Source organism: Curtobacterium sp. MCSS17_008 (assembly GCF_003234185.1).
GTDB lineage: Bacteria > Actinomycetota > Actinomycetes > Actinomycetales > Microbacteriaceae > Curtobacterium.
In genome coordinates, this window is sequence record NZ_QKSM01000007.1 from 122,483 (window position 1) to 144,704 (window position 22,222).

The 22,222-nt window shown below is 71.4% G+C and carries 23 protein-coding genes and 1 pseudogene; 11 read left to right on the forward strand and 13 right to left on the reverse strand.

Going from position 1 to position 22,222, the window contains the following annotated elements:
• Positions 1-43 precede the first annotated feature (43 nt).
• Together ilvA and DEJ23_RS09470 are read left to right on the forward strand one after the other, a co-directional pair.
• A complete protein-coding gene (ilvA, locus tag DEJ23_RS09465; protein ID WP_258375409.1) occupies positions 44-1,303 on the forward strand; it encodes a threonine ammonia-lyase in 1,260 nt (419 codons plus the stop codon).
• 97 nt (positions 1,304-1,400) lie between these two features.
• A complete protein-coding gene (locus DEJ23_RS09470; RefSeq protein WP_111240003.1) occupies positions 1,401-1,892 on the forward strand; it encodes a hypothetical protein in 492 nt (163 codons plus the stop codon).
• Positions 1,893-1,998: 106 nt separating this feature from the next.
• Here DEJ23_RS09470 and greA read toward each other — a convergent pair whose 3' ends face one another.
• Together greA and DEJ23_RS09480 are read right to left on the reverse strand one after the other, a co-directional pair.
• Positions 1,999-2,487: a transcription elongation factor GreA gene (greA, locus tag DEJ23_RS09475; RefSeq protein ID WP_111240004.1), complete on the reverse strand. Its 489-nt coding sequence runs from the start codon at positions 2,485-2,487 to the stop codon at positions 1,999-2,001.
• A gap of 66 nt (positions 2,488-2,553) precedes the next feature.
• On the reverse strand, positions 2,554-3,000 hold the full coding sequence (locus DEJ23_RS09480; RefSeq protein ID WP_111240005.1) for a DUF4307 domain-containing protein: 447 nt from the start codon (positions 2,998-3,000) through the stop codon (positions 2,554-2,556).
• Between the two features lie 143 nt (positions 3,001-3,143).
• Here DEJ23_RS09480 and mca point away from each other — a divergent pair, with 143 nt between their 5' ends.
• Complete coding sequence (gene mca / locus DEJ23_RS09485) at positions 3,144-4,046, forward strand: mycothiol conjugate amidase Mca (protein WP_258375411.1); 903 nt, start codon at positions 3,144-3,146, stop codon at positions 4,044-4,046.
• Positions 4,043-4,336 carry a hypothetical protein gene (locus tag DEJ23_RS09490; RefSeq protein ID WP_111240007.1) on the forward strand — a complete coding sequence of 98 codons (294 nt, stop codon included), beginning with the start codon at positions 4,043-4,045 and terminating at the stop codon, positions 4,334-4,336. Before mca ends, DEJ23_RS09490 begins: the two co-directional genes overlap by 4 nt.
• A 69-nt stretch (positions 4,337-4,405) precedes the next feature.
• Here DEJ23_RS09490 and DEJ23_RS09495 read toward each other — a convergent pair whose 3' ends face one another.
• Entirely contained in the window at positions 4,406-5,104 is a 699-nt protein-coding gene (locus tag DEJ23_RS09495) for a hemolysin III family protein (RefSeq protein ID WP_111240008.1), read from the reverse strand.
• 96 nt (positions 5,105-5,200) lie between these two features.
• Between DEJ23_RS09495 and DEJ23_RS09500 the strand changes: the two genes are divergently transcribed.
• The 3 genes from DEJ23_RS09500 (at position 5,201) to DEJ23_RS09510 (ending at position 8,830) form a co-directional block, all read left to right on the forward strand.
• On the forward strand, positions 5,201-5,986 hold the full coding sequence (locus DEJ23_RS09500; RefSeq protein ID WP_258375412.1) for an isoprenyl transferase: 786 nt from the start codon (positions 5,201-5,203) through the stop codon (positions 5,984-5,986).
• Positions 5,987-6,108: 122 nt separating this feature from the next.
• Positions 6,109-7,218 carry an aminotransferase class V-fold PLP-dependent enzyme gene (locus tag DEJ23_RS09505; RefSeq protein WP_111240009.1) on the forward strand — a complete coding sequence of 370 codons (1,110 nt, stop codon included), beginning with the start codon at positions 6,109-6,111 and terminating at the stop codon, positions 7,216-7,218.
• A gap of 256 nt (positions 7,219-7,474) precedes the next feature.
• Positions 7,475-8,830 carry a PhoH family protein gene (locus DEJ23_RS09510; RefSeq protein WP_258375413.1) on the forward strand — a complete coding sequence of 452 codons (1,356 nt, stop codon included), beginning with the start codon at positions 7,475-7,477 and terminating at the stop codon, positions 8,828-8,830.
• Between the two features lie 182 nt (positions 8,831-9,012).
• Here the strand turns inward: DEJ23_RS09510 and DEJ23_RS09515 are convergent, their stop codons facing one another.
• The 5 genes from DEJ23_RS09515 to xseA all read right to left on the reverse strand — a co-directional run bounded on the left by DEJ23_RS09515 (position 9,013) and on the right by xseA (position 13,392).
• A complete protein-coding gene (locus tag DEJ23_RS09515) occupies positions 9,013-10,386 on the reverse strand; it encodes an aspartate ammonia-lyase (RefSeq protein ID WP_181429203.1) in 1,374 nt (457 codons plus the stop codon).
• A gap of 161 nt (positions 10,387-10,547) precedes the next feature.
• Positions 10,548-11,162 (reverse strand): carbonic anhydrase, encoded by a 615-nt coding sequence (locus DEJ23_RS09520; protein ID WP_111240011.1) that lies wholly within the window; start codon positions 11,160-11,162, stop codon positions 10,548-10,550.
• Positions 11,163-11,198: 36 nt separating this feature from the next.
• A complete protein-coding gene (locus DEJ23_RS09525; RefSeq protein WP_111240012.1) occupies positions 11,199-11,834 on the reverse strand; it encodes a DUF4245 domain-containing protein in 636 nt (211 codons plus the stop codon).
• Positions 11,831-12,085, reverse strand: coding sequence for an exodeoxyribonuclease VII small subunit (locus DEJ23_RS09530; RefSeq protein ID WP_111240013.1), 255 nt, complete (start codon positions 12,083-12,085; stop codon positions 11,831-11,833). The genes DEJ23_RS09525 and DEJ23_RS09530 overlap by 4 nt, the downstream gene beginning before the upstream one ends.
• 65 nt (positions 12,086-12,150) lie before the next feature.
• A complete protein-coding gene (gene xseA / locus DEJ23_RS09535; RefSeq protein ID WP_111240014.1) occupies positions 12,151-13,392 on the reverse strand; it encodes an exodeoxyribonuclease VII large subunit in 1,242 nt (413 codons plus the stop codon).
• Positions 13,393-13,492: 100 nt separating this feature from the next.
• Here xseA and DEJ23_RS09540 point away from each other — a divergent pair, with 100 nt between their 5' ends.
• Entirely contained in the window at positions 13,493-14,557 is a 1,065-nt protein-coding gene (locus DEJ23_RS09540) for a 4-hydroxy-3-methylbut-2-enyl diphosphate reductase (protein WP_111240015.1), read from the forward strand.
• Complete coding sequence (locus DEJ23_RS09545; RefSeq protein ID WP_111240016.1) at positions 14,554-15,264, forward strand: DUF6264 family protein; 711 nt, start codon at positions 14,554-14,556, stop codon at positions 15,262-15,264. The genes DEJ23_RS09540 and DEJ23_RS09545 overlap by 4 nt, the downstream gene beginning before the upstream one ends.
• A 15-nt stretch (positions 15,265-15,279) precedes the next feature.
• Here DEJ23_RS09545 and DEJ23_RS15420 read toward each other — a convergent pair whose 3' ends face one another.
• From DEJ23_RS15420 to fbaA, 3 genes are all read right to left on the reverse strand, one after another.
• On the reverse strand, positions 15,280-16,119 hold the full coding sequence (locus DEJ23_RS15420; RefSeq protein WP_146240248.1) for a hypothetical protein: 840 nt from the start codon (positions 16,117-16,119) through the stop codon (positions 15,280-15,282).
• 92 nt (positions 16,120-16,211) lie between these two features.
• Positions 16,212-17,468 (reverse strand): M18 family aminopeptidase, encoded by a 1,257-nt coding sequence (locus DEJ23_RS09555; RefSeq protein ID WP_111240018.1) that lies wholly within the window; start codon positions 17,466-17,468, stop codon positions 16,212-16,214.
• Positions 17,469-17,574: 106 nt separating this feature from the next.
• Positions 17,575-18,603, reverse strand: coding sequence for a class II fructose-bisphosphate aldolase (gene fbaA, locus DEJ23_RS09560; protein ID WP_111240019.1), 1,029 nt, complete (start codon positions 18,601-18,603; stop codon positions 17,575-17,577).
• Between the two features lie 122 nt (positions 18,604-18,725).
• Here fbaA and glpX point away from each other — a divergent pair, with 122 nt between their 5' ends.
• Positions 18,726-19,715 carry a class II fructose-bisphosphatase gene (gene glpX, locus DEJ23_RS09565; protein ID WP_111240020.1) on the forward strand — a complete coding sequence of 330 codons (990 nt, stop codon included), beginning with the start codon at positions 18,726-18,728 and terminating at the stop codon, positions 19,713-19,715.
• Positions 19,716-19,867: 152 nt separating this feature from the next.
• On the opposite strand, the gene DEJ23_RS09570 is transcribed toward glpX, so the two are convergent.
• The gene (locus tag DEJ23_RS09570; protein ID WP_111240021.1) at positions 19,868-21,130 is read right to left on the reverse strand and encodes a DNA recombination protein RmuC; all 1,263 of its coding nucleotides are present in this window, start codon (positions 21,128-21,130) and stop codon (positions 19,868-19,870) included.
• Positions 21,131-21,251: 121 nt separating this feature from the next.
• Here DEJ23_RS09570 and DEJ23_RS15945 point away from each other — a divergent pair.
• Positions 21,252-21,362: pseudogene (locus DEJ23_RS15945) on the forward strand (tautomerase family protein); the annotation flags it as partial.
• Between the two features lie 18 nt (positions 21,363-21,380).
• Here the strand turns inward: DEJ23_RS15945 and DEJ23_RS09580 are convergent.
• Positions 21,381-22,139 (reverse strand): GntR family transcriptional regulator, encoded by a 759-nt coding sequence (locus tag DEJ23_RS09580; protein WP_111240022.1) that lies wholly within the window; start codon positions 22,137-22,139, stop codon positions 21,381-21,383.
• Positions 22,140-22,222 lie beyond the last annotated feature (83 nt).

The window sequence follows — 22,222 nt, forward strand, 5'->3', positions numbered from 1 at the left end:
TCACGAGTTCGCCGAGACGGCCCCGACCGACGATGATGGGTCCGTGACCGACACCTCCGTGCCCCAGCAGCAGACCGCGGCGTTCCCGACGCTCGCGGACATCGAGGCCGCGCGGGAGACCATCGCGGGCGTCGCGCGGGTCACGCCGATGGAGACCTCGCAGTTCCTCGCCGAGCTGCTCGGGTCGCCCGTGCACCTCAAGTGCGAGAACCTGCAGCGGACGGGTGCGTACAAGGTCCGGGGCGCGTACAACCGGCTGGCGGCGCTCAGCCCCGAGCAGCGTGCCGCGGGCGTCGTCGCCGCGAGCGCCGGGAACCACGCGCAGGGCGTCGCCCTCGCCGCTCGCGAGCTCGGCATCCCGGCGACGATCTTCACCCCCGTCGGCGTCGCGCTGCCGAAGCTCCAGGCGACGCGGCACTACGGCGCCGAGGTCGTCCTCCGCGGTCACTCCGTGGAGGAGGCCCTGAGCGCAGCCAAGGACTTCGGGGCCCGCACCGGTGCGGTGTTCATCCCCCCGTTCGACCACCCCGACGTCATCGCCGGCCAGGGCACCCTCGGTCTCGAGATCGTCGACCAGGTGCCCGACGTCGACACGGTGGTGGTGCCGATCGGCGGGGGCGGGGTCATCTCCGGGATCGCGCTCGCGGTGAAGGGCATGTCCGAGCGGCTCGGCCGTCCCATCCGGGTGATCGGCGTGCAGGCGGAGAACGCTGCGGCGTACCCGTCCTCGATCACCGCTGGCGAGCCCGTCACGATCACGACGAAGCCGACCATCTCGGACGGCATCGCGGTCGCACGGCCGGGTGACCTGAACTTCCCGATCATCCGCGACCTGGTCGACGACATCGTCACCGTCTCGGACGACGACACCGCCCGTGCGCTGCTCGTCCTGCTCGAGCGTGCCAAGCTCGTGGTCGAGGCCGCGGGAGCCGTCGGTGTCGCGGCGATCATGTCCGGGGCCGTGCGCGACACCGGTCGGACCGTGGTGCTGCTCAGCGGTGGCAACATCGACCCGCTCATGATGGAGCGCGTCATCACGCGCGGTCTCGTCGCCGCCTCGCGCTACATCGGCATCCGGATCATGCTGCCGGACCGCCCGGGGCAGCTCGCACGCGTCGCCCAGGTCATCTCGGACGCCGGCGCGAACGTGGTCGAGGTACTGCACACCCGGCACGGCCAGGGGCTCGTGATCAACGAGGTCGCCCTCGACCTGTCGATCGAGGCCCGCGGTCCGGAGCACGCGCAGGAGGTCATCCAGCGGCTGCACGAGGTCGGCTTCCGCCCGGAGCTGCTCGAGCACTGAGGGTCGCCCGTCAGCGGACCGTACGGGTCCGCGGTGACGCCGTCAGGGTCCCGTTCGGCTCGGCGCCACCGGACGGGAGGTGCGTCATGCTCCCGTCATGACCCTCACGTCGATCCTGCCCTCGCTCCGCGCCTCGCTGCCCGACCCTCTCGACCCGACGCTCTGGCCCGCGTGCACCGAGGCCACCGTGGACGACGTCCGCGTGCGTGCGGTGTCCATGCAGCGGCTGGCCACCGTCGCCGGGACGCCGTGCGTGCACACCGCGGAGCAGGCGGCGCCGCGCCACCGTCCCCGTGGCTGGGCGCCCGCCGACGTCTGCGTGACGGTGGCGGCCGTGACCCGGGTGCGGCGTCCGTGGGGTGTGCTGTTCGTCGAGCTCGACGCGGTGGTGCCGGACTGCGCGGTGCTCGCCGAGACCAGGCTCATCGGCCGCCGCAGTGTCGCCCCCGTGGCCGAGGTGACGCTCACCACGAACCCGGCCGGCACCGCGGGGCGCGAGGCGGTGCTGCCGGCCGACGTCCGCGTCGGGGACCTCGTCTGCTTCCCGTGCGTCCGGGCGCTCGCGCACCGCGACGTCGTGGTGCCCTGAGGCGCTCCGCCCGGGGATCGACTGCACGACGAAGAGCAGCTCGCGCCACCGATGACGGTGGCGCGAGCTGCTCCTGCTCGTGCGCGAGGGGCGTGACTGCGAGCCCCTACGGCTCGTAGCGCTCGACCTTCGTCACCTCGACGGCGATGTCCTTGCCGTTCGGGGCCGTGTAGCTCGTGTGCTCACCGGCGCGGAGCCCGAGGATGGCCGCACCGACCGGGCTGACCGGGCTGTACACCGTCAGGTCGGAGCCCTCGGCGACGATCTCCCGGTTACCCACGAGGAACGTCGACTCGTCACCGGCGATCACCGCGGTGACGACGGTGCCGGGCTCGACCGTGCCGTCGAAGTCGGCCTCGCCCACGGTGGCGTGCTTGAGCAGCTCGGTGAGCTGACGGATGCGGGCCTCGATCTTGCCCTGCTCGTCCTTCGCGGCGTGGTAGCCGCCGTTCTCCTTGAGGTCGCCCTCTTCCCGCGCCGCCTCGATGCGGTTGGCGATCTCCTTGCGGGCCGGGCCCGACAGCTGCTCGAGTTCGGCCGTGAGGCGGTCGTGCGCCTCCTGGGTCAGCCAGGTGACCTGCGTGTCGTTGCTCATTGGGTTCCCTTCGACAAAGGACGAGACCGGCCGGAGTGGCCGGTCTCGTCCGCGAATCAGTCGAGTCTAGGGAACCCAGCAGTCGTGGATCAAGCCGGTCACGCCGCGGGTCGTCGTGTTCACCTCGGTCGTGATGCTGCGGGTGCGCTGCTCGGACGCCGGGAGCGCCACTTCCTTCCACCCGACGATCGAGTACGTCTTGTCGAGCACCTGGACGGCGCACCTCGCCTCGGTGCCCGGGTCGACCGAGACCTGCGAGTGCACGACGGTGCGGTGCTCCGAGACGACCGTGTAGCCGACCTCGGTGTGGTCCAGCCCGTGCGACGTCTGGTCGAGTCCGGCCCAGACCACCCACGCCACGAACACGAGCACGACCGCGATCGCCGCGGTGGTCCCGAGCAACCGACCGCGGCGCCGGCGGTCGGGCGTCCGGCCGTACCGGTCGTCGAGCGTCGACGCCGAGACGGTCGCGGTGTCGGACGTCGTGGCGCCGGACGTCGCGGCACCGGTCATCGCGGATCCGGCGGGGTGCAGCGGTTCGGACAGTTCGGGGCTCCTGGGGTGATTATCCTGATCTCCAGGGTAGTTCACGCCCCGCTGTGCGCTGCCCGCATGCACGCGGGTGCCGCGTGCGCGTCCCACCCGACTCGCCGCCCGTGAGGAACACCGTGCCGTACCGCCTGCTGGCCGTCCACGCCCACCCCGACGACGAGTCGAGCAAGGGCGCCGCGACCGCTGCGCGGTACGTGGCCGAGGGACACCAGGTCCTGGTCGTGTCGTGCACCGGCGGCGAGGCCGGCGACATCCTCAACGACCGGCTCGGCGAGCCGGCGACGAGCCGGGCGCACCGGGACATGGCGGGGTACCGACGGACGGAGATGGCGGCGGCGCAGGCCGCGCTCGGCATCGACCACGTGTGGCTCGGCTACCACGACTCCGGCCTGCCCGACGCGGAGCAGGGCGAGACCGTCCGTCCCGGCACGTTCTCCACCGTGCCGCTCGAGTACTCGACCGAGGCCCTGGTGCGCGTGGTCCGCCGGTTCCGCCCGCACGTGCTCGTCACCTACGACGAGAACGGCGGCTACCCGCACCCGGACCACATCCGCACGCACGAGGTCTCCGTGGCCGCGTGGCGCGACGCCGCCGACCCGGCGAAGTACCCGGAGGCCGGGGCGCCGTGGGCGGTCGCGAAGCTCTACTACGAGCGCACGATGAACCCCCGCCGCTTCCGGACGGTCTTCGAGGCCCTGCAGGAACGCGACCCGGACAGCCCGGCGATCGAGCAGCTCCGCGAGTGGGTCGAACGGTTCGCCGACCGGCCGGACCTCGCGACGACCCACGTCGACGTGCGCGGGTACTTCGACGCCCGTGACGCCGCGCTCCGGTCGCACGCGAGCCAGGTGCCGCCCGACAGCGCCTTCTTCTACTGGCCGAACGACCTCCTCGCGACGGTGTGGCCCACCGAGGACTACCAGCTGGTCGAGGCACGTGTGCCGACCGAGCTGCCGGAGTCCGACCTGTTCGCGGGGATCCCTGACGACGAGGACACCACCGCGTGAGCAGCATCCTGACGGCCATCGCCGCCGCCCCCAGCCCGAGCCCGTCCGTCGTCCCCGACGTCGACGTCACCCCCGGGGTGGCCGGCTTCATCGCGATCGCGGTCGTCGCGGTCGTGACCATCCTGCTCGTGGTCGACATGACGCGGCGCATCCGCCGCACCCGCTACCGCTCCGAGATCCGGGAACGGTTCGAGGCCGACGCGGACGGCGACACGTCGACGGACGAGGCGGCGCGTCGCGCCGCCGAGGACGGCCGCACCGACATGGGCGACGACACCGAGCGCGGCTGACCGGCCCCCGGACGGACGGGAGGCCCGTGGCCGGCTGGCCACGGGCCTCCCGTCCGTCGTCGGGTCGCGTCAGCGCACCGGGTCGAGCGCCACGATGAGCACGCCCGCCCACTGCGTGGCGAACGCCACGACCGTCAGGGCGTGGAAGACCTCGTGGAAACCGAACAGCGTCGGCGAGGGGTCGGGGCGCTTGAACGCGTAGACGAGGGCTCCGACGATGTAGGCGGCCCCGCCGGAGAGCACGAGCACCGTCATCGGCACGCTCGCGGCGAAGAACTGGGGCAGCAGTCCGAACGCCGCGCACCCGAGCACCAGGTAGATCGGCACGTAGAGCCACCGCGGGGCGTTGATCCACAGGACGCGGAAGGCGATGCCGAGCGCTGCCCCGGTCCACATCACCCACAGCACGACGACCATGAGCGTGTGCGGCAGGGCGCAGATCGCGATCGGCGTGTAGGTGCCGGCGATGAGCAGCAGGATGTTCGTGTGGTCGATCCGCTTGAGGATCCGTTTGACCGTCGGACCCCAGGGGAAGCGGTGGTAGGTCGCCGAGACGCCGAACATGAGCAGCGACGTCGCCATGAACACCGCGCTGCCGGCCTTCGCGGCCCCGCTGTCCGCCAGGCAGATGAGCACGATGCCCATCGCGACGGCGAACGGGAACGTGCCGAGGTGGATCCAGCCGCGCCAGGCGGGCCGCGGCGGGTCGGCGGCGGCCGCTTCCTCGATGAACGGGACGTGGGGCAGCGCGGCGGTCTCGTCCTGCATGGGGCGACACTACGGCCCGAGGCCGAACGGCAGCCGAACGCCCACCGAACGGTGCCGCCCAGCGCGGTCCACGCCGTCGTGCACTACAGTCGTGCCGTGACCGGCAGGGTGGGATGGGCAGGGCGCGGCGTCCTCTACCGCGCCTACCAGCGTCGTATCCGCCGGCAGATCGACGCCCGGGCGATGCCGAAGCACGTCGCCATGATCGTGGACGGCAACCGTCGCTGGGCGAAGCAGCTCGGCCTCGAGTCCGCGGCGCACGGCCACCGTGCCGGTGCCGCGAAGATCCCGGAGTTCCTCGACTGGTGCGACGACCTCGGCATCGAGGTCGTGACGCTCTACCTGCTGTCCGCCGACAACCTGACCGGCCGCGGCGGCGAGGAACTCGAACAGCTCGTCGGCATCATCGCGGACCTCGCCGGGACGCTCTCGGAGCACCGCGACTGGCGGGTGCAGCACGTCGGGTCCGACGAGGGGCTCCCCGCCGAGCTGCTCGCGGCACTCGCCGACGCCCAGGCCCGCACGGCCGACCACACCGGCCTGCACGTCAACCTGGCCGTGGGCTACGGCGGACGCCGGGAGATCGCCGACGCCATGCGCAGCATCGTGCGGGCGCACGGCGAGGGCGGCGGCACGCTCGACACCCTGGCCGAGGTCCTGACGCCCGAGCTCATCGGCGACCACCTGTACACGCAGGGGCAGCCCGACCCGGACCTGGTCATCCGGACCTCGGGGGAGCAGCGTCTTTCGGACTTCATGCTCTGGCAGAGCGCACACAGCGAGTTCTACTTCGTCGAGGCCTTCTACCCGGACCTGCGCGAGGTCGACTTCCTGCGCGCCGTGCGTGACTTCGGCCTCCGGTCCCGCCGCTTCGGGGGCTGACGGCGGCCGACACACGGTCGATGCGAGGGCTCTGCCGTGGTGCGTTCGCCGGCTCGGGTTTCGCCCTGCTCGGGGCATCCCAGTAGACTCACAGGGTTTTCGTCCCACGGAAGGTTGCACCTGTGAACATCGCCGAGTACGCGGCCGGCTTCGCCGAGGAGCCCGGCTACCTCGACCACGCCGCGTTCGGTCCCGTGCAGACCGCCGTCCTCGAGGAGCAGCGCGTGCTCGGGACGATCCAGGAACGCATGCGCTTCGGCGCGATGGAGACGCTCGACGAGCAGGACGCGCGCGTCCGCACCGTCGCCGCGCGGCTCGTCGGTCGGCGCGAGGACCAGGTCGTCTCGCAGACGGCGACGACGCCGGGCCTCCTGCACACCGCCTTCGGGCTGACCGGTGGCGTGCTCGTCGCCGCGGACGAGTACCCGTCGCTGCCGCTCGCGCTGGCGAGTGCGGCCTCCGCGACCGGCGGCCGGGTGCAGCCCGTCGTGGTCGAGTCCGGCGCCGGATGGATGACGCCCTCGCTCATCGAGTCGCGTCTGACCGACGACGTGACCGCGGTCGCCGTGTCCCTGGTCGACTGGCGGACCGGCTACCTCGCCGACCTCGCCGCCATCCGCGAGGTGATCGGCGAACGGCTGCTCATCGTCGACGCGATCCAGGGCTTCGGTGTGGTGGACGCCCCGTACGAGCTCGCGGACGTCGTCGCCACCGGCGGCCAGAAGTGGCTGCACGCGGGGTGGGGCACCGGGTTCACGGCGTTCAGTGACCGTGCCCTGAACCGCCTGCGTCCGGCGCTCTCGGGTCCGCACGGCACCACCGGGTGGCCCACCGATGTGCCGTCGGTCAAGCCGGGAGCTGCCGGGTACCAGATGACGCGCATCGACCCGGTCGCCCAGGCCCGGATGGCCGTGTCGCTCGAGCGGCTCGTCGCCGTCGGCGTCGGTGCCGTGCAGGAGCGCGTCGCCGACCGGGTCGAGCGGGTGTTCGACATCGCCGACGAGTTCGCGCTCGCCGTGGAGTCGAGCCGTGACCCCCGCGAGCGTGCGGGCATCGTCGTGCTCCGTCCGCCGCAGGGTCGGCTCACCGCGCTGTCGGCGGCCATGCACAACCACGGGGTCACGGTCACGACGCGGCTCGGGACCGCACGGGTCTCGGTGTTCGCGTCCACCACGGACGAGACCCTCGACATGTTCCGCGACGCCTGCCTGTCCTACGCCACGATGCAGTAGCGCACCGCCCGGCCCCGTCACCAGGCCGCGCCGCCACGCCACGCCGCGCCGCCCGGCCGGCCGGCACCGTTTGCGTTCACGCGACCGTAACCTGCGGCCCAGCGTGTCGCGGTGCGGCCGTCAGGGGTGGGTCGTAGCTTGGCCGCATCGGGCACCGCGCCCGATCGAAGCGGCCACGGTCGGTGCTTCGGGACCCGCTCACGGCCGCGTTCGAGGACATGGACCGGGCCGGTCGCGGCCCGGGGATGGAGTGGTCGTGACCTCTCAGAACGTTGCTCGCGGGACCCAGCAGCACCACACCGCGAACTCGTCCACACCGGTCGCCCAGCGCACGTACGTGCTCGACACCTCGGTGCTCCTCAGCGATCCGCGGGCGCTGTTCCGCTTCGCCGAACACGCGGTGGTCCTGCCCGTCGTGGTCGTCAGCGAGCTCGAGGCGAAGCGCAACGACCCGGAGATCGGGTACTTCGCGCGCCAGGCGCTGCGGCTGCTCGACGAGCTGCGCATCGAGCACGAGCGACTCGACTTCCCGATCGCGCTCGAGGACGGCGGCTCCTTCCGGGTCGAGCTGAACCACTCGAACCAGTCCGTGCTGCCGTCCGGGCTGCAGCTCGGCGACAACGACTCCCGGATCCTCGCGGTCGCGTCGAACCTCGCGAACGACGGGCTCGACGTCGTCGTCGTGTCGAAGGACCTGCCGCTCCGCGTGAAGGCCTCGTCGATCGGCATGGCGGCGGAGGAGTACCGCGCCGAGCTCGCGGTGGACTCCGGCTACACGGGCATCGCCGACCTGCAGGTGTCCGGCGAGCAGATGAGCGAGCTGTACGAGCGCGAGGAGATCGCGTCGTCGCGACTGGAGGGCGTGCCGGTCAACACAGGGGTCGTCATCCACTCCGAGCGGGGGTCGGCCCTCGGCCGCGTGCACGAGGCCGGCGCGGTCTCGCTGGTGCGCGGCGACCGCGAGGTCTTCGGCCTGCGCGGACGCTCCGCCGAGCAGCGCCTCGCGATCGACGCGCTGCTCGACCCGGAGATCGGCATCGTGTCCCTTGGTGGGTCTGCCGGCACGGGCAAGTCGGCGCTCGCCCTGTGCGCCGGGCTCGAGGCCGTCCTCGAACGCCAGCAGCACAAGAAGATCATGGTGTTCCGGCCGCTGTACGCCGTCGGCGGCCAGGAGCTCGGGTACCTGCCGGGCGACGCCGCCGAGAAGATGAACCCGTGGGCGCAGGCGGTCTTCGACACCCTCGGTGCGCTCGTGTCGGACAACGTCCTCGACGAGGTCGTCGAGCGCGGCATGCTCGAGGTCCTGCCCCTCACGCACATCCGCGGGCGCTCGCTGCACGACGCCTTCGTGATCGTCGACGAGGCGCAGTCCCTCGAACGGAACGTCCTGCTCACGATGCTGTCGCGCATCGGACAGAACTCGCGCGTGGTCCTCACGCACGACGTGGCACAGCGGGACAACCTGCGGGTCGGTCGACACGACGGCATCGCCTCGGTGATCGAGCGGCTGAAGGGACACCCGCTGTTCGCGCACGTGACGCTGACGCGCTCCGAGCGGTCGGCGATCGCGGCGCTCGTCACGGAGCTGCTGGACTCGCCCGACCTCGGCTGACGGGCGCGGGGCGCGGCGCGCGGCACCGAGTCTCGGTCTGAGCGACACTTCTCGCGCCGGTCGGCGCGAGAAGTGTCGCTGGCCGCGAGTCTCGGACCAGGCGGCGGACGCGACCAGGCGACGGACGGGAGGCGCGGTGCCAGCCGGCACCGCGCCTCCCGTCCGTCAGTGGGTCGCGTGCGTCAGTTCGGGTGGGTCATGCGCAGCACGTCCAGCGCGCTGTCCAGCTGCTCCTCGGTGACCTCGCCGCGCTCGACGTGACCGAGGGCGACGACCGCCTCGCGCACGGTGATGCCCTCCGCGACCGCGACCTTCGCGACCTTGGCGGCGGCCTCGTACCCGATCACCCGGTTCAGCGGCGTCACGATCGACGGCGACGACTCGGCGAACGCGCGGGCGCGCTCGAGGTTCGCCTGCAGCCCGTCGATGGTCTTGTCGGCGAGCACCCGCGAGCTGTTCGCCAGCAGGCGGATCGACTCGAGCAGCGCCGTGCCCATCACCGGGATCGCGACGTTCAGCTCGAACGCGCCGGAGGCGCCGGCCCACGCGACCGTGGCGTCGTTGCCGATGACCCGTGCGGCGACCATCAGGGTGGCCTCGGGGATCACCGGGTTGACCTTGCCGGGCATGATCGACGAACCGGGCTGCAGGTCGGGGATGTGGAGTTCGCCGAGCCCGGTGTTCGGCCCGGACCCCATCCAGCGGAGGTCGTTGTTGATCTTCGTCAGGCTGACGGCGATGACCTTGAGCGCTCCCGACGCCTCGACGAGGGCGTCACGCGCGCCCTGGGCCTCGAAGTGGTCGAGCGCCTCGGTGACCGGGAGCCCGGTGTCCTCGGCCAGCCGGGCGATGACCTGCTGCGGGAAGCCCTTCGGCGTGTTGATGCCGGTGCCGACCGCGGTGCCGCCGAGCGGGACCTCCGCGACACGGGGGAGCGTCGCCTGCACGCGCTCGATGCCGAGCCGGACCTGGCGCGCGTAGCCGCCGAACTCCTGGCCGAGCGTGACCGGGGTGGCGTCCATCAGGTGCGTGCGGCCGGACTTCACGGCGTCGGCCCAGAGCGTCGCCTTGGCCTCGAGTGACTCGGCGAGGTGCTCGAGTGCGGGCACGAGGGTGCGGATGAGGGCCTCGGTGACGGCGACGTGCACCGACGTCGGGAAGACGTCGTTCGACGACTGCGACGCGTTGACGTGGTCGTTCGGGTGGACGTCCGTGCCGGCGATGCGGGTCGCCAGGGTCGCCAGGACCTCGTTCATGTTCATGTTCGACGAGGTACCGCTGCCGGTCTGGTACACGTCGACCGGGAACTGGTCGTGGTGCTCGCCGCCGATGATCGTGTCCGCTGCCTGCGCGATCGCGTCGGCGATCGCCGGGTCGACGATGCCGAGGGAGCCGTTCACGACGGCCGCCGCCCGCTTGATCCGTGCGAGGGCGACGATCTGCGCCGGCTCGAGCCCGCTGCCCGAGATCGGGAAGTTCTCGACGGCGCGCTGCGTCTGGGCGCGGTACAGGGCGTCCACCGGGACCCGGACCTCGCCCATGGTGTCGTGCTCGATGCGGAAGCCGTCGCCGCCCGCCGCGGTCTGGTCGGTCGCGTCCTGCGTGGGCTCGGTGGTGTGGGTCACGTCGTCGTGGTCCTTCCTGTGGTGCGCGGCCGGAGCGGTCGCCCCGGTGTCTAGGGTGCCCGGTGGTCTCCGGGTCACGCCGTGGGGACCGGTCAGGCCTGGCCCACGACGGTGTCGATGGTGACCTCGCCCGTGGTGAGGTCGTAGGTCGCCCCGACGACGGCCAGGGTACCCTCGGCGATCGCGTCGGAGACGGCGCCGGAGCGCTCGATCACCTGGCGGAGCGTCGCCTCGAGGTGGGCGGCCCCGACCGACTCCTGGGGCAGGTCGGCGTCCGTCGCGCGGACCTGCTCGACGCTCGGTGCGATCGCGTCGACGAGGGCCTGCAGGTGCGGCGCGGGCACGGGCTCCCCGGAGCGCGCTGCGGCGACGGCACCGCACGCGGTGTGGCGGAGGACGACGACGAGCGGCGTCCCGAGGGCGACGACCGCGAACTCGATCGACCCGAGCACGACGTCGTCCACGATCTGTCCCGCGTTGCGGATCGCGAACAGGTCACCGATGCCGGCGTCGAAGACGTGCTCGAACGGCACGCGGGAGTCCGAGCAGCCGAGCACAGTCGCGAACGGCGCCTGCGAGCCGGTGAGCTCCCCGCGGCGGTCCGGGTCGATCCTGCCCGTGCGGCGCTTGTCGGCGGCGAAGCGCGCGTTGCCCTCGACGAGCAGGCGGAGGGCGTCGGACGGGGTGGAGGCGGCGCGGTCGGGCATGGTCTTCCTCGTGCTTCGGGTTCGGTCGGGGCGGGGTCAGTTCGCGAACTGCTCGGTCACGGCCTTCGCGAGCGTCGTGAAGGACGCGTCGTCGGCGGTGCCGGACAGGACGATCGTGTTGCGGTCGAAGGTGCTGACGAGCGAGTACGCGTGGTTGCCCGCGTCCTTGCCCTCGTCGCGGCGGTCGTACACCGTCCACTCCGTGCCGTCGATGGTGCGGTCGCCCGTGGCCGGCTTCTGGTCGAGCTGGTTCGACACCCACGAGTCGTTCGCGTCGATGCCCTGCTGCAGACCGATGTACTGCCGGTCCGGGGTGACCAGGCCGACGGTCCAGACCTGGACGCCGTCGGACGTCCGCTCCTGGAAGTCGGCACGGTTCGAGCTGAAGCCGTCCGGCAGGTCCGGGGCGGCGAGGGTCACACCGGGGACGTCCGCCTCGGCCGCGATCTGCTGGTAGTCGACCGTGCGGTCGACGGTCTGGTCGGGGCGGACCACGACGGCGACGAGGAACAGCACGATGCCGAGCGACGCGATGAGCGCGAGGACGAGGTTGAACGCGGTCTGGTGCTCACGGCGGGAACGGCGAGCGGCGTCCTTCCGCGCCCAGGTCTCCTCGGGGGTCTCCGGGCGACCGAGCTCGGCGACGATCGGGCGTCCGTCGGGATCGGTCACCGGGCGCCCCCGTCCTGGTCCCCGGCCCCTGCCGATGCGGCGCGCGCGGCGTCGAGCCGGGCACGGGCGCCGACGAGCCACTCCTCGCAGCGGGCGGCGAGCGACTCGCCCCGTTCCCAGAGGGTCAGCGACCGCTCGAGCGTGGCGGATCCCTGCTCGAGCTCGGCGACGACGCGCACGAGTTCGTCGCGCGCGGCCTCGTAGCTCAACGACTCGACGTCGGACGGCACGGGTTCCTGCTGGGTCGACACCCCTCGATCCTACCGAGCACCCTCCGACGCGGCGTACCGCGCCCGGCTCCTGTGGAGGGCGGGGGTCAGGCCCCCGAGCCGTCCGGACCCGGCCCGTCCGGTTCGAGCGTGCCGGTCGCGGTGCCCGCGCCGAGCGTGACGTGCACCGGGGTCGCGCCGTCCAGGTCGTCGGAGCCGCGGACGACCCCGCCGTCGGCGGTCTGCACGATCGCGTACCCGCGACGCAGGGTGTCCCGCGGCGACAGCGCCCGGAGCCGCGCGGTCAGGTGACCGACGTCGGCGTGCGACCGCTCGAGCCGGCGGTCGAGGAGTTCCCGAGCGCGGGAGAGGTCGCGCGCCACCTCCTCCGCCCGGGTGTCGACGAGCCACGCGGTCGACGCCAGCGCCGGCCGGGAGCGCAGTGCGGCGATCCGGTCGGCCTCGACCGACAGCACGTGCGACAGCCGGAGCCCCAGCCGGGCGCGGGCCTGCCGCACGTTCGCCAGTTCCTCGGCCACGTCCGGCACCACGCGCTTGGCCGCGTCGGTCGGGGTCGAGGCGCGCAGGTCGGCGACCTCGTCGAGGATCGGCCGGTCGGCCTCGTGCCCGATGGCCGAGACGATCGGGGTGGTGGCGGCAGCGGCGGTGCGCACGAGGCCCTCGTCGCTGAAGCCGAGCAGGTTCTGGAAGTCGCCGCCGCCCCGGGCGACGATGATGACGTCGACGGTGGGGTCCGCGTCGAGCTCGGCGATCGCCGCGGTGACCTCGCCCACGGCGCGCTCGCCCTGCACCGCGGTGTGCACCGTCCGGAACTCCACCTGCGGCCACCGCAGCTGCGCGTTCCGCTTGACGTCCTTCTCGGCGTCGGAGTCCTTGCCGGTGATCAGCCCGATCCGGTGCGGCAGGAACGGCAGGCGCCTCTTGCGGGACGGGTCGAACAGGCCCTCCTCCGCCAGCGTCCGTCGGAGTCGTTCGAGGCGTTCGAGCAGGTCGCCGAGGCCGACGTGCTTCATCTCGACGACCTGCATCGTCAGCGAGCCGCCCTTCACCCAGTAGTTCGGCTTGACGGCCGCGACCACCCGGTCGCCCTGCTTGAGGTCCGCCGGCACCCGGGAGCGCACGCTCGACCAGATCGAGAACGACACCGTCGCGTCGACCTCGACGTCCTTGAGCTTGCCGTAGACGTTGCCGCCGGCGACGTTCCACTGGGTGATCTCGCCCTCGACCCAGGCGGTGCCGAGCCGGTCGATCCAGTCCCGGAGCTTCGCCCCGAGCAGCGCGACGGGCCACGGGTTGTCGGCCGTCGGGGGTCCCTGTTCGATCGCCATGCGCTCCTCCTGGTGGTGCCGTCCAATCCTGCCGGACGCCGGCGACACCCGCGCACGACGCCCCCAGGTCCCGCGCCGCGCGCCCGCCTATCATCGAGGCGTGACGATCACCAACGGGCACACGGTCCCGCTCGCGCCGCCCCGGGTGCACGCTCTGCGCGGCCGACTGCGGGACGAGCCGGTCGCCGGGACGAAGAAGGTCCTGCTCGCCGCGCCCCGCGGGTACTGCGCCGGGGTGGACCGCGCGGTCGTCGCCGTCGAGAAGGCACTCGAGCAGTACGGCGAGCCCGTTTACGTCCGGAAACAGATCGTGCACAACGTCCACGTCGTCTCGACCCTCGAGCAGCGCGGCGCGGTCTTCGTCGACGACGTCGCCGAGGTCCCGCGCGGTGCGCACGTCGTCTTCAGCGCCCACGGCGTCTCGCCCGCGGTCGTCGCCGGTGCCGCGGACCGCGACCTGCACGCGATCGACGCGACCTGCCCCCTCGTCACGAAGGTCCACCGCGAGGCCACCCGCTTCGCGAAGGCGGACCGCACGATCGTCCTCATCGGGCACGCCGGGCACGAGGAGGTCGAGGGCACCATGGGCCACGCCCCCGAACGCACGATCCTCGTGAACGGGCCGGAGGACGTCGCCGCGCTCGAGGTCGCCGACCCCGACAACCTCGTCTGGCTCTCGCAGACCACGCTGAGCGTCGACGAGACGATGGAGACCGTCCGGCTGCTGCGTGAGAAGTACCCGTCGATCGAGAACCCGCCGTCGGACGACATCTGCTACGCCACCCAGAACCGCCAGGTCGCGGTGAAGAAGGTCGCCCCCGCGGCCGACCTCGTGATCGTGGTCGGGTCCGCCAACTCGTCGAACAGCGTCCGCCTGGTCGAGGTCGCCCTCGAGCACGGTGCGAAGGCGGCCCACCGCGTGGACTACGCCGAGGAGATCCGCCAGGACTGGCTCGACGGTGTCCGGACGGTCGGCGTGACGAGCGGTGCCTCCGTGCCGGAGGAACTCGTCACCGAGGTGCTCGAACAGCTCGCGGACGCCGGGTACGGCACCGTGGAGGAGGTCGTGACCGCGCACGAGGACCTCATGTTCTCGCTCCCGAAGGAGCTCCGCACCGACGCGTCGGGCAACCCGACGCGCGCGCTCGGCGGGCGTCGCTCGTGAGCGGCCCGCGCGGCGACTGGTCGTCGGCTCCGGTCCGCGAGCCGGGTCACGTCGACGACACGGCGCTCGGCCGGGAGGTACGCCACACCTCCGGCACACCGGCCGCCGGTGGTGCGGTCGGCCGGGTCCACGGCACGCCGGCGCCGGAGTACGGCGAGTACGCACCGGACGGCTGGGTGAACCCCGTGCTCGTCGAGCAGGAGCGGCGGGAGGCCGAGGAACGCGAGCGCGCAGCCCGTGCCGAACCGACGCCGTCGCCGCGCGCCACCCCGGGACGGGTCCACGGGCAGCGGCAGGACGGTCGGACCACCGGGACGGCGCTGCCCACCAGCCGGTACGGCGCGTCGCAGTTCGACTTCGTGATGACGGTCGGACTGCTGGCGTTCGGCCTGTTCTCGGTCGTGCAGGCCCTCGCCGTCACCGAGGTCGCCTCGGCCGTCCGTCAGGCCTTCGAGCAGCAGGGCCTGCAGCTGTCCGACCCGGGCGCCCTGTCCACCGCGGCCGTCGTCGGCGCGATCAGCAGCGTCGTCGTCTTCGCGCTCGTCGCCTGGTGGTCGCTGCGGCGGTTGCGCGCCCGGAGGTGGACCTTCTGGGTGCCGCTGCTCGGCGGGGCCGTCGCGTCGCTCATCAGCCTCGTCGCCTTCGTCGTGGTGATGTTCCAGGACCCGGGCTTCATGCAGGCCCTGCTGCAGCAGTCCGGCGCCTGAGCGGCCGGCTGCTGCTCAGAATGGCATGTCGTCAGGATCGTTCTGTATCTGCCATCTAGTCACCGGCAAAGTCTTCATCATGTCGCGACGCACCACTTGCTCGACCCAGTTGTCATGGTCAATGCTCGTCGCATCCGTTACGAGCATGTCGACATCCTCGTCCACTACATTGCCGTTTGTTACAACGCGCTGCACGAATGCGCGCAAAGCGTGGGTGTCTGCTGCGTTGCTTCCGCCGTTTCTCATTGAGGTATAAGTTCGGCGGGTCGTCTGGCGAAGTTCCTGCAGCATGCTGATGATCTCAGCCTGGGTACGATCCTCTGGATCGTCGCTACCTTTCAGGTTCGCCATGTCGATGGCGAAGGTGAGAGGCGTATCTACGGCTCTTTCTCCACTCATCAGCGCGGCAATTTGTTTCCTCAGCTCCTCGCGAGCGTCCGCCACGCTGTCGAGGTCGCGATGATCCAGCATTACTGTCCGCTGGTCGGCGACGTCGAAAGGAAGTTTGTCATCGCCAGCGAGGATTTGGACGAAAGGTTTCTTCAAGGCATGACGGAGTGCTAGCTCGTAGTAGACATTCGGGTTGCTTTCTGTTAGATCTGCAATCACAAGGTCATCGTTCACAATATGTTCGATGATCTGTCGAGTGATTTGCCCTGATTCGGATATTTTGTCCGCGCGTAGCGGGGTTGCATATCCCAGCGCGGTGACGACCGGCGTGATCACATGGCGGAGGAGCTGGTCCGACCGCTTTCGTGTGTCGGATTGAACGGCGCCAATGGGTGCCACAACGAAACACGACGGGCGTACTTCAGATTTCGCAACTTGCGCTGGCCTCGGGGAATCATCGCTCACTTGCTATTTCTACCGAGTGCGAGTGGCAGGTGCAACCCTGGTGTTACAAAGTCTGCATTTGGCTTGAGTAGGCGCCCGTTCGGCCGGGCCGGTTAGTCGGCCAGGAAGGCCGCGACGGCGCCGTGCAGGGCAGCGAGGTCGTCGACGTGCACGAGCTCGCGGACCGAGTGCATCGACAGCAGGCCGACGCCGATGTCGATCGTCGGGATGCCGAGCCGCGTCGCCGCGATCGGTCCGATCGTCGAACCGCCGGGGATCGTGTTCACGTTGACGAACGGCTGCCAGGACACCCCGGCCGCGTCGCACGCGGCGGACCAGACGGCCTCGCCCTTCGCCTCGGTCATGTAGCGCTGGTTCGCGCTGATCTTCAGCAGCGGGCCCGCTCCCGGCCGCGGGCGGTTGGTCGGGTCGTGCTTCTCGGGCTGGTTCGGGTGCACCAGGTGCCCGGCGTCGCTCGAGAGCAGCCACGACGCCCGGAACGCGCGTGCGGCCTCGGAGCGGGTGGCACCGAGCCCCTCCTGCACGCGGCCGAGAACGTCCTCGAGGAAGGGGCCGCCGGCACCGGACGGCGTCGACGAACCGATCTCCTCGTGGTCGAACGCCGCGAACACCGGGATGTGGTCGCCGTCGGCCGGGGCGTCCACGATGCCGCGGAGCCCGGCGTGCACGCTCGTCAGGTTGTCCATGCGACCGGACGCGAGGAACTCGCGCTCGATGCCGATGCGCGCCGGGGCCTGCGTGTCCGCGAGGAACAGGTCCCACGACACCGCGTCGCCGACCCGACCGCGGAGCCATGCGAGCACGTCAGAGCCCCCGGCGTCCGCGCCGACCCCGACGACCGGCAGCGTGTGGCGCTGCCGGTCGATCTCCTTGCCGTCGTTGACGCCCCGGTCGAGGTGGATCGCGAGGTTCGGGATCCGTGCGACCGCGTCGGTCGAGACGAGTCGGACCGTGCCGTCCGCGTCGACCACCCGCCCGGCGATGCGGAGGTCGCGGTCGAACCAGGTGGACAGGAGGGCACCGCCGTAGACCTCGACGTTGAGCTGCTCCCAGCCACCGACGCGCACGGTCGGGTTCGGCTTGATGCGGAACCCCGGGGAGTCGGTGTGGGCGCCGAGGATCCGGAACGGTGTGGTGGGGGTCGCCGACTCCGGGAGCCGCCAGGCGATGACGGCCCCGTCACGGACGACGACGTAGGCGCCGGCGCCGGTCGGCCAGGCGTCGAGCTCCGACAGCTCGGTGAACCCCGCCGCGACGAGACGGTCCCGGGCCACCGCGGCCGCGTGGAACGCGGTGGGGGACTCGGTGACGTACTGGGCGAACGAGGAGGCGATGGCGTCGGCGGTCACCGGACCATCGTGTCACGGGCGGTGGTGGTGACCGGACGAGGAACGGGGCGCGTCCGTCGGACGCGCCCCGTTCCTCCCGGCCGGTGACCGCCGGTGTGCGACTGGATCAGCCCTTGCTGTGGCCGGCGGAACCGAGGACCTTCGCGGCCTCGACGACGCGGGCCGCCATGGCGGTCTCGGCGACCTTGCCCCATGCGCGGGGGTCGTACTGCTTCTTGTTGCCGACCTCGCCGTCGATCTTCAGCACGCCGTCGTAGTTCCGGAACATCGAGTCGGCGATCGACCGCGTGAACGCGTACTGCGTGTCCGTGTCGATGTTCATCTTGATGACGCCGTTGCGGACGGCCTCGGCGATCTCGTCGTCGGTCGAGCCGGAGCCGCCGTGGAAGACGAGGTCGAGCGGGTTCTCGCCGGTGCCGTGCTTCTGCGCGACCGAGGCCTGGATCTCGCCGAGCAGCTCCGGGCGCAGCTTGACGTTGCCGGGCTTGTACACGCCGTGCACGTTGCCGAAGGTGAGCGCGGCGATCCAGCGGCCCTGGTCACCGAGGCCGAGCGCGTCGACGACTTTCTCGACGTCGTTCGGCGTGGTGTAGAGGGCGTCGTTCGTGCCCTCGTGCTGCACGCCGTCCTCCTCGCCACCGACGACGCCGATCTCGACCTCGAGGATCGCGTTGATGTTGCGCGTCTTCTCGATCATGGTCTTCGCGATCTCGATGTTCTCGTCGAGCGGCACGGCCGAACCGTCCCACATGTGCGACTGGAAGATCGGGTTGCGGCCCTGGCGGACCTCCTCCTCGCTCGCGGCGATGAGGGGGAGGACGAAGCCGTCGAGGGCGTCCTTCGGGCAGTGGTCGGTGTGCAGCGCGACGGTGACGTCGTAGTTCTTCGCGACCTCGTGGGCGAAGCGGGCCATCGCGAGGGCACCGGCGGCACGGTTCTTCACGGTGTGGCCGGCGAAGTAGTCGGCACCGCCGGTCGTCACCTGGATGATGCCGTCCGAACCGGCCTCCTGCAGGCCCTGGAGGACGGCGTTGATCGTCTGGGAGGAGGACACGTTCACCGCGGGGTAGGCGAACTTGCCGGCCTTCGCTCGTTCGAGCATCTCGGCGTACTGTTCCGGCGTTGCGATGGGCACTGCGATCTCCTTCGACTTCGGTGGTGTCCTCGCCGAGCCTAGTCAGCGCGCCTCCACGGGTGACACGTGCACGTCCGTGCAGGCGACGTGATGGCCGTGAGCGCGGTGGGTAGGCTCTCGTCGTGACTCCCACCACTGAGACCGGCTCCCTGTTCCTCCAGCCCGACCGCAACCTCGCGCTCGAGCTCGTGCGTGCGACGGAGGCCGCCGCGATCCGTGCGCAGCCGTGGGTCGGTCGGGGCGAGAAGAACCTCGCCGACGGTGCCGCCGTCGACGCGATGCGCAAGTTCCTCGGCACGGTGAACTTCGACGGCGTGGTCGTCATCGGCGAGGGCGAGAAGGACAACGCCCCGATGCTCTACAACGGCGAGCACGTCGGCAACGGTCACGGCCCCGCCTGCGACATCGCGGTCGACCCGATCGACGGCACCTCGCTCACCGCCGCAGGCCGTCAGAACGCCATCTCCGTGATGGCCGTCTCGGACCGTGGCTCGATGTACGACCCGAGCGCCGTGTTCTACATGGACAAGATCGCCGCCGGGCCCGAGGGCCGTGGTGTCCTCGACCTCGAGAAGCCGATCGGCGAGAACATCCGTGCGCTCGCGACGGCGAAGGGCAAGGACATCGAGGACATGCAGATCGCCGTCCTCGACCGTCCCCGCCACGACGAGCTCATCCGCGCGATCCGCGCCACCGGTGCCGGTACCCGACTGCTGCTCGACGGCGATGTCGCCGGCGGCATCTCGGCGGCGCTGCCCGGGTCGAAGATCGACATGTGCGTCGGTGTCGGCGGCACCCCGGAGGGCATCATCACCGCGTGCGCGATCAAGGCGCTGGGCGGTGTGATCCTCGGCAAGCTCCAGCCGAAGGACGACGAGGAGCGCCAGAAGGCGATTGACGCCGGCCACGACCTCGACAAGGTGCTCGACCAGGACGACCTGGTCACCGGCGACAACACGTTCTTCGTCGCCACCGGTGTCACCGACGGCGTCCTCGTCGACGGTGTCCGTCGTGAGCGCGGTGTCATCCACACCGACTCGATCGTGCTCCGCTCGCGCTCGAACACGATCCGCCGCATCCAGGCCGACCACCGCGCCGAGAAGTGGTTCTGATCCGCTGGATCGCGATGCAGGCGTGATCGACGAGACGCCCCGGGAACGCGGAGACGCCCCCGGAACGCCGAGACGCCCCCGGATCCGGGGGCGTCTCGCTTCGTCGGTGGCGTCTCGCGTCATCCGGGTCGGCGCGCGGAGCCGTCTGCGGGTCAGTCCTCGTCGAGGGCACCGACGAGCTCGGGCGCGGTGAGCAGCCGCGGTTCGTCGTCGATCGTCGCGGGGTCGGCGAGCACCTTCGACTCGTCGAGCAGCGACAGTCGCCGGGCACTCGGCAACACCTGGCGCTCGAGCGACCCGACGAAGCGGTTGTAGTCGACGACGGAGCCCCGGATCGCCCGCCCGAGCTTGTCGACGTGCCCGCCGAGCGTCGCCAGGCGGCCGTACAGCTCACGGGAGACCCGGAAGAGCTCGCGCGCCTCGGCCGTGACGACGTCCTGCTGCCACGAGAACGCCACGGTCTTCAGCACCGACCACAGCGTGACCGGGGACGCCAGGGCGATCCGCTTGCGGAAGGCGTGGTCGAGCAGCCCCGGGTCGGCGGCGAGTGCGCTCGAGACCAGGGACTCGGACGGGATGAACGCGATGGTGAGCTCGGGTGAGGCGTCGTAGCCCGTCCAGTACTCCCGCGCGGCGAGGGCGTCGACGTGCGCCCGCAGCGCCTTCACGTGCTGCCCGATCAGCTGTTCGCGGCGCGCACCCTCGGCACCGGTCGCGCTCGCGGGGATCTCGGCTGCCTGCAGGTAGGCGCTGAAGGGCACCTTCGCGTCGACCGCGATGGTCTTGCCGCCGGGCAGGTGCACGACCATGTCGGGGCGGGCGGTGCCGGCGGTGGTCGTCACCGAGGACTGCACGTCGAAGTCGACCCGTTCGAGCAGACCGGCTGCCTCGACGACGTTCCGCAGCTGCGTCTCGCCCCAGACGCCCCGCGTGCTGTTCGACGACAGGGCGCTCGCGAGGGTGTCGGCGGTGGCCCGGAGGCGTTCCTCCGACTCGGCGGCCGACCGCAGCTGCGCGGACAGCGCGCCGTACTGTTCCGTCCGGGACTGCTCCAGGTCGGCGATCTTGGCGCGCATGACGTCGAGCGTCTGTGCGACCGGGCTCAGGGCGGACAGCACCTTCGACTCGTTCTCGTTCCGGGCGGCGTCGGCTCCGTGCATGCGCTGCACCAGGTGCTCGAGTTCGGCCGCCCGGCGCTCCAGCGAGTCGACCTGCCGACGGTACTGGGCGTCCTGGGCGTCGAGCCGCTCCTCGGCGTCGGCGCGCACCGACTCGAGCTGTGCACGCAGTGCATCGGCGGTGGCGCGGGCCGAGGCGGCATCGACGCCGGCGCGTGAGCGGGCGAGCGACCACGCGACGACGGCGCCGACGGCCATGCCGAGGACGAGGCCGATGACCAGGGCGAGGATCTGCATGACGTGACCTTGGCAGGTCCCACCGACACGCGCCTCCCGGCCTGCCGCACGGCCGTTCCGGCCGCTCGCTCGCCCGCACGGGCGACGACCCCTTCGGTCGGTACATCACCTGCGCGCCGAAGGCCCCGACGTCTTCATCGGCTCCGTCGAGAACGGCCCGCAGGACTGGTCCTCCGGGTTCGGCCGCGCCCAGTACGTGACGGGCGAGCTCGGCGTGCCCTCCGCGAGCTGAGGCAGCGGGTCCGCTGGCCTACTTGTCGACGAGGGTGACCTCGAACGAGTAGCGGTCCGGGCGGTAGCAGTGCACGCCGTACTCCACCGCCCGGCCGGACGCGTCGTACGCAGTCCGGCTCATGGTCAGCACGGGGTCGCCGTCCTCGATCTCGAGCAGCGAGGCCTCGTCGTCGGTGACCGCCCGCGCGCCGATCCGCTGCTTGGCGACCCGCATCGACACGCCCCGGCTCCTCAGGAGTTGGTAGAGCCCGTGGGCCTGCAGGTCCTCGTCGGTGATCTCCGTGAACTCCGGCGGCAGGAAGTTCTCGAGGATCGCCATCGGCACGTCCTCGGCGAACCGGACCCGGCGGATGTGTGCGACGGTCGTCCCGGGTGCGACGCCGAGCGCCTCGGCGACGGCGTCGCTCGCCGGCACGTCGTCGCGCTGGAGCAACTTCGTGGCCGGGGCCTGCGCACCCTGCGCCAGGTCGTCGTACAGGCTGGTCAGCTCGACCTTGCGCGTGACCGGACCGTGGACGACCTGGGTGCCGATGCCACGACGGCGGACGAGCAGGCCCTTGTCGACGAGGTCCTGGATGGCGCGGCGGATCGTCGGGCGGGACAGGCCCAGGCGCTCGCCGAGCGCGATCTCGTTCTCGAGTCGCGCGCCCGGCGGCATCGCGCCGGAGCGGATCGCCTCCTCGATGCGCGAGGCGACCTGGAAGTAGAGGGGCATGGGACCCGACCGGTCCAGGTCCATGAACAGGTCGGACGGCAGCTGGCCTTCGTTGGTCATCGCGGTCCTCAGGGGAGACGGCACCGGCAGCGGCGCCGGAACGGCATTGTCGTGACAATACCATCGGGCGTGCCTGCGACCGG

Coding starts and splice junctions, on each gene's coding strand:
- DEJ23_RS09480 (WP_111240005.1), bottom strand. CDS start 3,000: ATGACCGGTGCCGCGACGTCCGGCGCCACGACGTCCGACACCGCGACC.
- xseA (WP_111240014.1), bottom strand. CDS start 13,392: ATGGCGATCGAACAGGGACCCCCGACGGCCGACAACCCGTGGCCCGTC.
- DEJ23_RS09470 (WP_111240003.1), top strand. CDS start 1,401: ATGACCCTCACGTCGATCCTGCCCTCGCTCCGCGCCTCGCTGCCCGAC.
- DEJ23_RS09520 (WP_111240011.1), bottom strand. CDS start 11,162: ATGCCCGACCGCGCCGCCTCCACCCCGTCCGACGCCCTCCGCCTGCTC.
- DEJ23_RS09495 (WP_111240008.1), bottom strand. CDS start 5,104: ATGCAGGACGAGACCGCCGCGCTGCCCCACGTCCCGTTCATCGAGGAA.
- DEJ23_RS09570 (WP_111240021.1), bottom strand. CDS start 21,130: ATGCAGATCCTCGCCCTGGTCATCGGCCTCGTCCTCGGCATGGCCGTC.
- DEJ23_RS09580 (WP_111240022.1), bottom strand. CDS start 22,139: ATGACCAACGAAGGCCAGCTGCCGTCCGACCTGTTCATGGACCTGGAC.
- greA (WP_111240004.1), bottom strand. CDS start 2,487: ATGAGCAACGACACGCAGGTCACCTGGCTGACCCAGGAGGCGCACGAC.